Source organism: Chitinophaga rhizophila (assembly GCF_019492185.1).
Lineage (GTDB): Bacteria > Bacteroidota > Bacteroidia > Chitinophagales > Chitinophagaceae > Chitinophaga > Chitinophaga rhizophila.
In genome coordinates this window covers 832,699-846,965 of record NZ_JAICCF010000002.1, presented here as the reverse complement: position 1 = coordinate 846,965, position 14,267 = coordinate 832,699, and the positions used below count along the sequence as shown (strand labels likewise).

Here is a 14,267-nt window from a genome sequence, read left to right as displayed (position 1 = left end):
AAAATCTCTTTAATCACATAGAAGTTTGAGGCTTTGTTTAAGCGGGAAACAACAAATTTGGATAAATGTACAGACTACCCTTAACATAATATTCATAATTGAGATAAAACCATCAGAGTTTTAATACCGTTAATTATTGCAGGTGTACATCTTAACCTGCAAGCAGTGAACCGGTCAGCCAGGGCATGACCGCAGAAAAACCTCCAATCATTCCGCTGGTGGCGCTACAAAGCAGCCCTGTTGTTACGTACCGGCTATATCTTCTAAAAAACTGATAAAATGAAAAGACTTCTTTTATTGATGACCTGCGCATGTTTCTCTATCGTTACAATTACAAAGGCAGATAATGGTATTGTAACTCCTGAACATCATAGCGTTGTAACAGACGACTGGGCAAAGGCCAAAAACGGTGTCTGGGAAGGCATGAAGGATAATAAAACCTATTGGTACAAGATCGATAAGAGCGCAAAGCTGTGGTGGAGTACCGATGGTAAGAAATGGGCCGCAGTGGAAGATGGTATGTGGGCCGACAAAGACGGCAAATGGCTTAAAATAGGGGACGGTAAGTTATGGTGGAGCGCCGACCAGGGTGCCAACTGGGCAGAAGTACCTGAGTGGAAATGGGAAGGTCCTAAAGGGGAGTGGTATAAATTTGATCAGGACTGGACCTTATGGGTGAGCAAAAAATAAGGTAGCAGAATAGCTGCCTGTTACGATTTAAATGCTTAATACTGAACATTTCCGGATGCAGTATTAAGCATTTTTATTTTTAACACAAAAAGGGGACTTATAAGGTTTACGGCTAATAGCGCTATTAAGTTTAATGTTTTCTATTTTGTTATAAATGGAATATTCAATACTTTGGATGTGGTATATCTCCAGAGCAGATATACATTTTATAACCGGGACACCACAAACATACAGCCGCCATCAGGGGACAATGTTTAAACCGGCAAAGGACAGAACTTATTGTTATAAAATCTATATGTCCCCAGGCTTCAGAACGGTATTGTGATTTTGAAGTCTTTTGGACTAATTTTAAGGTGCAGAGATAAAAATTATAACCCGGTAGTGCAGACACCAGACCATGCTACTATACAAATTCTCGCCGGAAGGATAGCGACCGGAGATGAGCAGGCATACAGGCAATTGTTTCGACAATTTTATAAGCCATTGTGCCAGTTTGCGTCATCTGTGGTAAAATCCAATGAACAGGCAGAAGAAATTGCTTCAGACGTTTTTATGAACATCTGGAAGAACAGGGAGCGCCTTTTACAGGTCAGCAACCTGAAGGTCTATTTGTATGTCGCTACCCGTAATACCGCTCTCAATTATCTGAATCAACAGCAGTTACAACATTTCAGTATTGATGAATTATCTGTAGATGTCAGCGTGGCTGACAGTACCCCTGAACAATTAATGATATCGGGAGAGATGGCCAGAAAGATGGCCGATGCGGTGAATAACTTGCCGCCCCGTTGCAAGATTATATATAAGCTGATCCGCGAAGACGGACTTAAATACAAAGAAGTAGCCAGTATCCTGGAGATATCTGTGAACACAATTGACGTTCAGATGGCCATAGCCTGCAAAAAGATCAGTGAATCATTGCGTTTATATCTTCCAAAACGCTAATGTTTAATTTTCGTTAAATTTTTTTTCAGATTGCTTAGTAGATTGTTAAAAAAACGCTGTCTTATTAGATGTAAAGCCCATAATAACGTTTATGAGTCAAGACAGAACCTGGATATTGCTGGGAAGAAAAATATCGGGTGAAGCTACTTTGGATGAGTTGCGGGAACTGGAAGTACTTCTGAAGGATGATGCCCAACTGAGTTATCAGGCATCTCTGATGAAAGAACTGGAACTGCAATCGCCTGGGGGCACTGAAGATATAGAGATTGCACTCGGGAGGCATATGCTGCGGATGCAGGAGTTATTTCCTGCTGATTTTGCAGCAAAGTCGCTGGAAAGTGTATTTCAGGAAAAAGTAGCGAAGAAATCCTGGTTCCGCAGTATCAGATGGCATGTATTGGCTGCTGCTGCATCTTTGCTGGCAGTCATAGGGGGATTATGGAGTACAAGGGGGCACAGACACCATGATAATAAAGAACTGGTAAGTGAGATCAGCACCCGGCATGGATCACGGTCTACGGTAACATTGCCTGACGGATCGACGGTTTACCTGAATGTTGGCAGTAAATTGACCTATGATTATGGTCAGGACAACAGCAGGCAGGTAGTGCTGGAAGGAGAGGCCTTTTTTGATGTATTAAAGGATGAACAAAGGCCCTTCATTATCCACACCAGGAAAATGGACATTACAGTATTAGGGACAACGTTCAATGTCAGAGCTTATGAGGAGGACAAAACAGTAGAAACCTCACTTATTCAGGGTAAAGTAGAAGTTACAATTAAAGGGGATATACCAAAGAAGGTGATTTTGTCACCAAATCAGAAATTAGTGTTGCAGAATGACCAGCAGCCAAAACCAGCGCCCGCAGTGCCTGTTGCTATACAGCATGATAAGGCACCATACCGGCTCGAAGAAGTAACGGTTAATCCGTCAGACAGTCTGGTTGCAGAAACGGCCTGGAAAGAAAACTGCCTGGTATTCAACAATGAGCGTTTTGAAGATATTGCGCTTAAAATGGAAAGGTGGTATGATGTGCAGATGGTTTTTGAAGATGCAACAATAGCAGAGAGCCGTTTTACGGGGACTTTTATTAACGAAACAGTGGATCAGACATTGGAAGCATTAAAATTTACGGCTCCGTTTCACTATCATATTGATAAGAAGAAAATAATCATAAAACGATAAATACTCCTTTACTTATGTAACAAACTATTGAACTTATTGATTTGTAACTATTGAACAAGAGAAAGGGGAAATGCGGCAACATTCCCCCCTTAACCAAGATCAGCGCAGGACAGGTGCGTTTCATTTGGCGATGAAACCTGTCAATGCATTTTATTGACCTTAAACAATCTAAAAGTATGGAAAAAACCAGACTTAATCTGTTTCTTTTACCTAAACCGAAGTCTTTTCTAAAAGCAATTCTATTGATGAAACTGGCCTTTATGCTGACACTCGTAACCTGTATGCAGGTGTCTGCCAGTGTATTCTCTCAGAAAAAGTTCACGCTGGACCTGGAAGATGTAAAACTGGCTAAATTGCTTAAAATCATTGAAAAGCAAAGTGATTACCGCTTTGTATACAGCAACGATGCTATCGCTGCTGATACCAAGGTGACGGTAAGTGTAACAGATAAGACTGTAGAACAGGTACTGGCTGCTGCATTAAACAGCACTGGTCTTACCTATCGTGTAATGTCTGACAAACTGGTAGGCATCGCTCCTAAAGCTGAGCAGATGGCTGACATCAGTGTAAAAGGTCGTGTTACTGATCCTGCTGGTACGCCACTGGTAGGTGTTAGCGTACGTGTGGCTAAAACCAACATCGGTACTGTTACCGATATGAAAGGTGAGTACACACTGACAGCACCGTCTAACGCAGTACTGGTATTCAGCTACGTAGGTCATATCGACCAGGAAGTAGCTGTAGGTGGCCGTACTTCACTCAACGTAACCCTGCAGGTAGATACCAAAGGACTGAATGAAGTAGTGGTGATCGCTTATGGTACTGCAAACCGTAAAACATTTACAGGTTCTCTGGCGCAGATCGATTCCAAAGCGCTGCAGACCCGCCCTATCTCTAACGTATTCAATGCACTGGAAGGTGCTGCTGCCGGTATACAGGTTAACGCAGGTAGCGGTCAGCCAGGCGCTGGTCCTAGCATCCGTATCCGTGGTGTAGGTTCAATCAACGCTTCCAGCGAACCGTTATATGTAGTGGATGGTGTACCTTTTGAAGGTAATATATCCTCCCTGGCTACAGATGATATCGAAAGCATGTCCCTGCTGAAAGATGCATCTGCTTCTGCTCTGTATGGTGCACGTGCCGCAAACGGTGTGGTGATCATCACCACCAAAAAAGGTAAACGCGGTAGCCACCGTGTTAACGTAAGAGGTATGCAGGGTATCACTTCCCGCGCTATTCCTGAATATGAGCGTGTAGATGCATTCCAGTATTATCCGCTGATGTGGGAGTCTTACAGAAATACCCTGTTCACTGGTAGTACTACACTGGAAGCCGCTAACCAGACCGCTACAAATCGTATTACAGAACGTCTGGGATACAACCCTTTCAATGTTGCCAACAATGATATCGTACGTACCGATGGTACCCTGAACCCTGACGCTCAGCTGCGTTATGCAGATGATCTGGACTGGACAAAGGCTGTTCAGCGTACTGGTACCCGTGGCGACTACGGCGTTAGCTTCAACGGTGGTTCTGACAAAAGCGATTACTTTATCTCCCTGGGTTACCTGAAAGAGAAAGGTTTCGTAATGAAGTCAGACTTTGAAAGAATCAACGGTCGTATCAATGTAAACTCAAATCCGCTGTCATGGTTCAGAACAGGTTTGAATGTGAATGGTACATTCACTAAATCAAACCAGGCTAACACCGTGGATAACAGCACTGCTTATATCAACCCGTTCAACTTCACCAGGAACATGGGTCCTATCTATCCGATCCATGCACGTGACGCTGTAACAGGTGAACTGGTACTGGACAGAAATGGTAATACCATCTATGATCTGGGTGATGGTTCCCTGGGTGGTCAGGTAGCAAGACCTGCAGGCGCAAACGCTGGTCGTCACATTATTCAGGAAACTGAACTGAATGACAACAGCTTCAAACGCAACGCATTGTCTGCTAGAACATTCGGTGAAGTGAAATTCCTCCGTGATTTTAAATTCACTACCAACCTGGGTGTGGACGTAACCAATGACCTGGTAGGTACTTTCGATAATACTACAGTAGGTGATGGTGCGCCTGCAGGACGCGCAAGCCGTACCAGCCGTACTACTACCGGTTTCACATTCAACCAGTTACTGAACTACAACCGTACTTTCGGTCTGCACAACATAGATGTACTGCTAGGTCATGAGAATTTCGACCGTACCTACAACTACTTCTACGGTGCAAGACAGATGGTAATTGTTGATGGTGCATCTACAGAGTTGGATAACTTCACAACTACCAACACCCTGAGTTCCCGTACAGATAAATATCGCACAGAAGGTTACTTCACCCGTGCTACTTATAACTACGATCAGAAATACTTTGCTTCTGCTTCCTTCCGTCGTGATGGTACCAGCCGTTTCTCAAAAGATCTGCGTTGGGGTAGCTTCTGGTCAGTAGGTGCAGCATGGAACCTGAGCAATGAGAGCTTCATGAAAGACCAGAGCTGGGTAGACCTGCTGAAAGTACGTTCTTCCTATGGTTCAGTAGGTAATGACGCGTTACTGGATGAAGATGGTAATGCTATTTACTATGCATGGCAGGCATTATATGATCCTTATCCGAATGCAGCTGAGCCAGGTGTACTGCAACGTACTATCGCCAGCAACCTGGTATGGGAGCAGAATAAGACCTTTGACGTAGGTGTAGACTTCGGATTCTTTAAAGAAAGAGTAACCGGTAGCATCGAATATTTCCACCGTCAGTCAAGCAACCTCCTGTTCCGTGTACCAACACCTTTATCCAGCGGTCTGACATTCCAGAACAGGAACATCGGTACTATGTGGAACAAAGGTTTCGAAGTACAGGTAGGTGTTGATGTGGTACGTAACAAAGATTTCAAATGGAATGTAAATCTGAATGCGACTACGTATAAAAACCAGATCACAGAACAGCCTCAGAGAGAGATCATTTCTGGTACTAAGAAGCTGATGGTTGGTCAGTCTCAGTTTGACTACTGGCTGAGAGAATACCTGGGTGTTGATCCTGAAGATGGTCAGCCACTGTACAGAGCACAGAACACTACCATCAATCCTAACAACAGGAATACCCGCGTAACCAAAAATGGTGATACCGCTACTATCCTGCTGAGCAATGCACGTTATCACTATGCTGGTTCTGCAATTCCTGATGTATATGGTGGTATTACCAACACCTTCAATTACAAGAACTTTGAGTTGTCTTTCGTAGTGAGCTACCAGATCGGTGGTAAAGTATACGACCAGACTTATATGGGTCTGATGCATGGTGGTACTTATGGTTCAGCACTGCACGTTGACGCATTACAGCGTTGGCAGAAAGCAGGAGATGAAACCAACGTTCCTAAAATGCAGTTCAATAACGTGAATAATATCAATGCGGGAACATCAGATCGTTGGTTGACAAGCGCTTCCTTCGTGAACCTGAGAAGGGTAAGTCTGGGTTATACCCTGCCTAAAGCATGGACCTCTGCAATGCGTATCAACAGCGCAAACATCTTTGCAAGCGGTGAGAACCTGTATCTCAGAACAGCTCGTAAGGGTATGAACGTAACACAGGCATTCAGCGGTGTAACTTCAAACGCATACTCTCCTGCTCGTGTAGTGACCGTAGGTATTAATGTTGGACTCTAAAAACAGAAAGAAAGATGACTAAGAAATTATTTGGTATACTCATAGCCGCATCGGCATTAATTTTCAGTTCCTGCAACAAGGAATATCTTGATACAAATCCGACAGACGCTTATCCGTCTGAAGCAGTATTCAGCAATATGTCAGGTGCCTGGGCTGCAATTAACGGTATTCACCGTTCACTGTATATCCAGTACGACAACCAGGACCAGGGTGGTCAGGGTAGCATCATGATCAACAATGATATGCTGGGTGATGACCTGGTAATGACTGCTGCCGGTAATGGTTGGTTCAACGCCCAATATCAATGGATGACCCATCGGACGGTTACAGCCACTTTCCTGAAATACACTTACTATTTCTATTATAAGATCATTGCTAACGCAAACATGATCATCACCAACATCGATAACGTAGATGGTGATCCTGCTGAAAAGAACATCGTTAAAGGACAGGCCGAAGCCTACCGTGCCTGGGCTTACTGGAACCTGGTACAGATGTATGGTAAACGTTTTGATGCTACCTCCAATAACACCCAGCTGGGTGTTCCCCTGGTGCTGACAAACATCATAACACCAACACCAAGAGTTACTGTTGCTGAAGTATATACTCAGATTAATAAGGATATTGACTCAGCTGTTGTACACCTGGAAGGTTATACTGATAATGCATCTCACATTACCGGAGCCGTTGCAAAGGGTATCAAAGCACGTGTTGCTTTGACACAGCAGGACTGGGCTACGGCTGCACAATATGCGGCTGAAGCAAGAGCCGGGAAACGTCTGATGGCAAACGATCAATATCTGCAGGGTTTCAATGACTATGGTAATGTTGAGTGGATGTGGGGTAGCCATCAGATCTCTGAACAGACTACTTACTTCTATTCTTTCTTTGCTTACATGTCAGCAAACTTCAACTCTTCTAACATCAGAACGAATCCAAAGGCGATCAATAACGTGCTGTACGAAAGAATGTCAGCCACAGATATCCGCAGACAGGTATGGAGCCCTACCGGTACCGGTGTTCCCGTTCCTTCCGGTGGTATCAGAGCGCCTTATATGAACAAGAAGTTCCTGGTTGCAAGCAGCAGCAGTATTGGTGACGTACCGTACATGCGCGTTGCTGAAATGTACCTGATTGAAGCTGAAGCGAAAGCCCGCCTTAATGACAATGGAGGTGCCGCTGATGCATTATTCGAGTTAATGTCTAACCGTGATCCTAATTATACCAGGAGCACAGCTACAGGTGCCGCACTGCTGGAAGAAATCATGACTAATCGTCGTATTGAACTGTGGGGTGAAGGTTTCCGTTTCTATGATCTGAAACGTCTGAACCAGCCATTGGACAGAACTGGTACTAACCATTCTAACACGTTCACGAATGGTCTGATGCAGGTGCCTGCAGGTGATATCCGTTGGGAATTTCTGATTCCTCAGGATGAGATCAATGCGAATGGCACTATCATTCAGAACGATCTGTAATAAGCTAACAGCAAATCTAAACCGATACGAAAAAGGGCGCCTCCTTCCGGAGACGCCCCTTTTTGCTTTTATAGAGGTTGTAAGAAACTGGCGGGTAGTTAAATACCTGCAGCTTCATTTGCCAGTGCCAGGATCTTTTTAACTTCGCTTACCTGTGTTTTGGAGATGCCATATTCCGGTACGCCGGGTATGCCGCCCATGCTCACATTTGGATTACGGTATACCATGCCGCTTTCTTCATAAGCTTTTGCTGTTGTATGAAATTCCTTCGCACCGGTTTCCTTTACCAGTTCTGCTATGTTGTGCGCGCGAACACCTGAACCCACCAGAATAGCGATACGGCCTGCAGCCTTCTCGACCAGTGTTTTCAGTAAGGAAATACCTTCTACGGCAGTATTACGTGCGCCGGAAGTCAGAATGCGTTCACAACCGGTTTCTATAACATCTTCCAGCGCCTGTAAAGGATCTTCTGTCATATCAAAGGCACGGTGGAAGGTAACTCCCATTGGCCAGGCCAGGTCTACCAGGGCTTTAGTACGTACTTTATCTATTTTCCCGTCTGCAGTTAGCAGTCCGATAACCACACCATTGCAGCCCAGCGACTTACATAGTTTGATATCCTTCTGCATCATGGTAAATTCCAGGTCGTCATACAGAAAGTCACCACCACGGGGACGAATGATAGGGTAGAGGTCTATGTTGACTTTTTCACGTGCCACCGCAATGGTGGCATAGCTGGGAGTAGTGCCGCCTTCCAGCAGGTTATCGCACAATTCAATACGGTGTGCGCCGCCTTCTTCCGCAGCAATGCAGGAAGCCACCGAGCCGGCGCAGATTTCAAGCGTGATCTTGTTGTCCATGCTTAATAGTTAGAAATAGTGCTTGCCGTCTATCAGGACGTTGTTTTCCTTCTGAGACAGCACAGCATAGTTAAATCCTTTCTGCATGCAGTACGCGCCATGCTCGCCTTTTTTGTTGATAGCCAGGAAGCCAATCTGCACTCCTTTAGCTCTTTCTTTGTTCTTTTTAACGATACGTATTACTGCTTCTTTACAGGCTGCTTCAGGAGAGTATCCCTGACGCATCAGTTCCACTACCAGGAAGCTGCCTACAACACGTATCACTTCTTCACCAACACCGGTAGCAGTAGCAGCGCCTACCTCGTTATCCACATACAGGCCTGCACCTATAATAGGAGAGTCACCTACACGGCCATGCAGCTTATAAGCCATACCGCTGGTAGTACATGCACCGGATAGGTTGCCGTCGGCATCCAGTGCAACCATACCGATAGTATCGTGGTTATACACATTACCCGGCAGTTTGAGCGGATTGAAAGTGGTGCCTTTGTCAGGACCATAGGAAGAGTTTTCTATATTCATGATAGGCTTATACTCAGATGTTTTAAGCCATTCACGCCATGCTTTTTCAGCTTCCGGGGTGAGCAGGTTTTCTTTTTTGAAACCATTGGCCAGCGCAAATTGCAATGCGCCATCACCTACCAGCATTACGTGAGGGGTTTTTTCCATCACAGCGCGTGCCACGGAGATTGGGTGTGCAATATGTTCCAGCGAAGCTACGGAGCCACAATTGCCCAGTTCATCCATAATACAGGCATCCAGGGTTACACGGCCATCACGGTCGGGGTATCCGCTGTATCCTACGGTATGGTTGTTAGGGTCAGCTTCAGGTACTTTAACACCAGCTTCTACCGCATCCAGTGCGCGCCCGCCTTTTTTAAGTACTTCCCAGGCAGCTTCGTTGGCAGCGCGGCCAAAATCCCAGGTAGACACGACGATAGGTTTAGCTCCCTTTCCTTTTTTCAGGGCAGCAGCTGCCTGTGCTTTTTCAGATGTAATGCCATCTAAAGATAAAGCAGCGGCACCAATGGCCGCTGCTTTTAAGAAATGTCTGCGATCTTGCATAATTCTTTATTTATAATACCGGATAACCGGTCGAAAGTTTAATCTTTCATTTCCCATGCCAGTGCGCTGGCACCCAGGATAGCAGCATCGCTCTCTTTCAGTTCGGAGAACACGAGTTTCACCTTATTCTGGAAGATAGGCAGGAGGTTTTTCTCCATATGCTCGCGTACAGGCTTCATGATCATGTCGCCCGCCTTGGTAAGACCGCCGAACAGGACGATTGCTTCAGGGCTGGAGAACATTACGAAGTTGGCTAGGGCCTCACCCAGTATTTTACCGGTGAACTCGTATACTTCTACTGCCAGGGGATCGCCTTTCATTGCAGCTTCATATATCACTTTGGAATTGATTTCTTCCTTCGGATGATCGCGCAGGATACTTTTGGTGTCCGGGCGGTTAGCCAGAAATTCCAGAGCTGTATTGGTTACACCTGTTGCAGAAGCATAAGCCTCCAATGAACCGTGAGCACCTGTACCAGGATGGTATCTGCCACCAGGTATTACTATACAGTGACCCAGTTCGCCGGCAAAACCGTCGTGACCGTATATCAGCTGACCGTTTGCTACGATACCGCTACCTACACCGGTACCCAGTGTGATAACGATGAAGTCTCTCATACTTCTTGCTGCACCATACTGAAATTCACCCAGTGCTGCTGCGTTAGCATCGTTAGTAAGGATAGCTGGTACGCCAAACTTTTCTCCCAGCAGTTTAGCCAGAGGAACAACGCCTTTCCAGCGCAGGTTCGGAGCATACTCGATATTACCTGTATAAAAGTTACCATTTGGTGCACCTACACCAATACCTCTGATGTTTTCGATGCCACCTACTTGTGCTATCAGTACGGAGAGATGTTCATGCAACTCATCCAGAAAGCCATGAACGTCTTCGTGTTGGTTTGTTAGCATACGACCATCACACAGAATATTACCTCTGCGATCTACTATGCCAAACTTTGTATTGGTTCCTCCAATATCAATGCCCACCGCTAATTGCTGACTCATAATCTATTCCCTGTGATTTTAATATGTTTTTAACTCTGAATGCGAAGAATGCCAGGTATGCAAAGCATACAACCGGTATAATGTAAGAATAATGGATGCCTACTGATGGCAGATCAGCCAGACCACCCTGAACAGGAGGTACCAGCGCGCCACCCAGGATCATCAGTACCAGGAACGAAGATCCCTGACTGGTATATTTGCCCAGACCAGCAATAGCCAGTGCGAAGATACAGGACCACATTACGGAGCAGAACAGGCCACCCGCAATGAATGAGAATATTGCAACCTCACCGGTAGTAAACAGACCTACTACCATGGCCATGATACCCAACAGTGCAAATATCATCAGCGTTTTAGCCGGTTTATCCTGACCTGCGAAGAAACCAATGATCTGTACTACAAGTACTGCAGCGTATGGATACAGTACACTCACATCTGTTCCTTTCAAATGGTTTGCACCCAGGACCACACCGTAGGCAATAAACGGTACGATAACGGAAAGTACCTGACGGGTAGTTTTGGATACGTTAAATACGGTAATAGCACCTGTCCAGCGACCCACCATCATACTACCCCAGAACAGGGAAACATATGGATCGATCTGTGATTCAGACAGGCCTTCCAATGTGAGGAAGCCCGGATGTTTAAGCAATGCACCCATGTTACTGGCGATGGTAACTTCTACGCCAACATATACGAAGATGGCAATCATACCCATGATCAACTGGGGATATCTCATTGCACCCCAACCATTACCGTCTTTACGAGCCTGATTCAGGGAGTAGAAGAGGATAGCCAGGATACCTACAATACCGATCAGGAAGAACGGCAGACCAAGGTCTGTAGTTTCTGAGAAACCGATTGATGTTTTGATTGCATTCAGCACAAGACCTACCATGATCAGTACGAACATTGCAGAGATACCGCCCAGAGATTTACTAGCACGGGGAGATTGTTCAAATGGCTCGTCAGAGGTGCCTTTTGGCATCTTGGAGAACCAGAAGATCGCTGCGGCAACGAGGAACAATACGATCAGTAATACATACAGTGTATTGATCTTGCTGATGTCTGTATCTGCAGAAACGGAGGCGTCTTTAGCAGAACCAAAGAGAAGAATACTTACAACCAGTGGACCGATAGTGGTACCAAAGGAGTTGATACCTCCCGCCAGGTTGAGGCGGTGAGTACCTTTAGCCGGATCGCCTAATAAGATAGCAAAGGGGTTTGCAGCAGTCTGCTGCAATGAAAAGCCCAGCGCAACGATAAAGAAAGCTCCCAGAATAAGATAAAATGCGGCAGTGGCGTCAGCCATTTCATTGCCGATGTTCACTGCGGCGATTAACGCGATTGCACCTACTACAGAGATGAGCAGGCCGTAAATAATCCCTTTCTGATAACCGATCTTGTTTAAGATGTCTACGCCTCGCAGAGCTGAAATCAGGTACAGCAACAGCGAGCCGATAAAGTAAGCGCCATAGAACGAGAAATCAATTAACTGAGATTCCAGTTGTCCCAGGTGGAAATGCGCTTTACAGAAGGGAATGAAGATGCTGTTAGATGCAGCCACAAAACCCCAGAAAAAAAATACAAGTATCAGTACAAAGAAAGATGGATGTGTGCTTTGCTTTGTTTGTTGAGCCATAAACGTGTTAAATTACTGTAATTTTTGCGCGATAAATGTATAAATTATTTTTCGACAATTCCTAAATTTTCAAAATAAATATGCCTATTTTCCTGAAGCAAAAACGTTTTAGCTAATATGTTATAAAATTTCTATTTCTTTTCACTAGAAGTTAATTAAATCGTTTTTAGATAGTCAGTAAAGTGTACTATTTAAGCTATTTAAGATGGGAATTTAACCTATGTCTACTCAAAAGCGTGAATTTGCCTCATTTAACTATGAAATACGTAAATTGTTGGCTAAGTTCGCAAGGATCGATCAAAATCATTCAAAAATATTAAACAGGAAATAATGTCAAACACCGCAACAACGATTGCCGCACCGCCTAAGCCACAGGCCAGTTATGTGCAGGCACTCAGCATTCTGGGGATGCTGTATTTCATGATGGGTTTCGTAACATGGGTAAATGGTACGCTTATTCCTTTTCTGCGCATTGCCTGCGAATTAAACATCTCTGAAGCTCTGTTGGTGACTTTTGCCTTTTACCTGGCATATTTCTTCCTGTCAATTCCGTCTTCTTTCATTATCAAAAAGACTGGTTTTAAGAATGGTATGGCACTTAGCCTGGTCGTAATGGCTGCGGGCTCACTGGTTTTCATTCCAGCGGCTAATAGTCGTAGTTTTGGCTTGTTCCTGACAGGTTTATTCATACAGGGAGGCGGCCTTTCTTTATTACAAACAGCTTCCAATCCCTATGTAAGTATCATTGGACCTATGGAAAGCGCTGCTAAACGCATCAGTATCATGGGAATCTGTAATAAGATTGCCGGCGCTATCAGTCCACTCATCCTGGCTTCCATTGTACTCAAAAACGCGACAGAACTGGAAGCAAAAATAGTCGCAGCTACAGATCCTGTTCAAAAAGCTGCTTTGCTGGATAGCTTGGCATCCAGAGTGATCGTTCCATATATCGTCATTGCAATCGTACTTGTATTACTGGCAGTAATTATCAGCCGTTCGTCCCTGCCTGAGATAGATACTGATGGTAAGACAGAAGAAACCGATGGAAAGCCAGTTTCCGACAACCGGACCAGTATATTCCAGTATCCTTATCTGTTACTGGGTACTCTCTGTATTTTCATGTACGTTGGCGTAGAGGTAATGGCAGGCGATGTGATCGGTACATACGGCAGTGCTATGGGTATGGGACTTGACAAAACAAAGTACTTCACTACATTTACCCTGCTGGCAATGCTGGTAGGATATATCATCGGGATTGTGGCTATTCCAAAATATCTTTCGCAGGATATGAGTTTACGTGTTTCTGCAATCTTAGGCATTGTGTTCACGGTATGCGCTTTCTTTACAACCGGTTATACAGCTGTAACCTTCATAGCCTTACTGGGCTTAGCCAACGCACTAATGTGGCCCGCAATCTGGCCACTGGCGATTGACAAACTGGGAGGGTTTACCAAGTTAGGTTCTGCCTTCCTTGTGATGGGTATTGTTGGTGGTGGTGTACTACCGCAAATTTATGCTGGTCTGTACGACAAAGAAAGTTTCCTGCATGTTGAAGGGATGGATTTTCAGCGCGCGTTCCTCTATTGTATGGTACCGTGTTATGTCTACATTCTTTACTATGCACTTGCCGGACACAAAGTAGGTAAAAGATAACTTGATGACATAGTCAAAAGAGGGTGTCTCAAAAGTATTTGAGGCACCTTCTTCTTTTTTTAGCAAAAAGTTGGAACAAAAAGAG

10 protein-coding genes are annotated in these 14,267 nt (G+C 44.9%); 6 read left to right on the top strand and 4 right to left on the bottom strand.

Annotated elements, in window-relative coordinates:
- The first annotated feature begins 279 nt into the window (after nt 1-279).
- The 5 genes from K1Y79_RS12390 (at nt 280) to K1Y79_RS12370 (ending at nt 7,958) form a co-directional block, all read left to right on the top strand.
- The gene (locus tag K1Y79_RS12390) at nt 280-690 is read left to right on the top strand and encodes a hypothetical protein (protein ID WP_220250341.1); all 411 of its coding nucleotides are present in this window, start codon (nt 280-282) and stop codon (nt 688-690) included.
- A gap of 381 nt (nt 691-1,071) precedes the next feature.
- Nucleotides 1,072-1,635: an RNA polymerase sigma-70 factor gene (locus tag K1Y79_RS12385; RefSeq protein ID WP_317197482.1), complete on the top strand. Its 564-nt coding sequence runs from the start codon at nt 1,072-1,074 to the stop codon at nt 1,633-1,635.
- 91 nt (nt 1,636-1,726) lie between these two features.
- The gene (locus K1Y79_RS12380) at nt 1,727-2,821 is read left to right on the top strand and encodes a FecR family protein (protein ID WP_220250340.1); all 1,095 of its coding nucleotides are present in this window, start codon (nt 1,727-1,729) and stop codon (nt 2,819-2,821) included.
- 176 nt (nt 2,822-2,997) lie between these two features.
- On the top strand, nt 2,998-6,480 hold the full coding sequence (locus K1Y79_RS12375) for a SusC/RagA family TonB-linked outer membrane protein (protein WP_220250339.1): 3,483 nt from the start codon (nt 2,998-3,000) through the stop codon (nt 6,478-6,480).
- A gap of 14 nt (nt 6,481-6,494) precedes the next feature.
- Nucleotides 6,495-7,958 (top strand): RagB/SusD family nutrient uptake outer membrane protein, encoded by a 1,464-nt coding sequence (locus tag K1Y79_RS12370; protein WP_220250338.1) that lies wholly within the window; start codon nt 6,495-6,497, stop codon nt 7,956-7,958.
- A gap of 98 nt (nt 7,959-8,056) precedes the next feature.
- Here K1Y79_RS12370 and K1Y79_RS12365 read toward each other — a convergent pair whose 3' ends face one another.
- The 4 genes from K1Y79_RS12365 to K1Y79_RS12350 are packed head-to-tail and all read right to left on the bottom strand — an operon-like array spanning nt 8,057 to nt 12,529.
- The gene (locus K1Y79_RS12365; RefSeq protein WP_220250337.1) at nt 8,057-8,818 is read right to left on the bottom strand and encodes a copper homeostasis protein CutC; all 762 of its coding nucleotides are present in this window, start codon (nt 8,816-8,818) and stop codon (nt 8,057-8,059) included.
- A gap of 9 nt (nt 8,819-8,827) precedes the next feature.
- On the bottom strand, nt 8,828-9,883 hold the full coding sequence (locus tag K1Y79_RS12360) for a N(4)-(beta-N-acetylglucosaminyl)-L-asparaginase (protein WP_220250336.1): 1,056 nt from the start codon (nt 9,881-9,883) through the stop codon (nt 8,828-8,830).
- Between the two features lie 38 nt (nt 9,884-9,921).
- Entirely contained in the window at nt 9,922-10,887 is a 966-nt protein-coding gene (locus K1Y79_RS12355; protein ID WP_220250335.1) for an ROK family protein, read from the bottom strand.
- Nucleotides 10,859-12,529: an MFS transporter gene (locus K1Y79_RS12350; RefSeq protein ID WP_220250333.1), complete on the bottom strand. Its 1,671-nt coding sequence runs from the start codon at nt 12,527-12,529 to the stop codon at nt 10,859-10,861. The genes K1Y79_RS12355 and K1Y79_RS12350 overlap by 29 nt, the downstream gene beginning before the upstream one ends.
- Nucleotides 12,530-12,859: 330 nt before the next feature.
- Here K1Y79_RS12350 and K1Y79_RS12345 point away from each other — a divergent pair, with 330 nt between their 5' ends.
- Entirely contained in the window at nt 12,860-14,182 is a 1,323-nt protein-coding gene (locus K1Y79_RS12345; protein WP_220250332.1) for a sugar MFS transporter, read from the top strand.
- Nucleotides 14,183-14,267 lie beyond the last annotated feature (85 nt).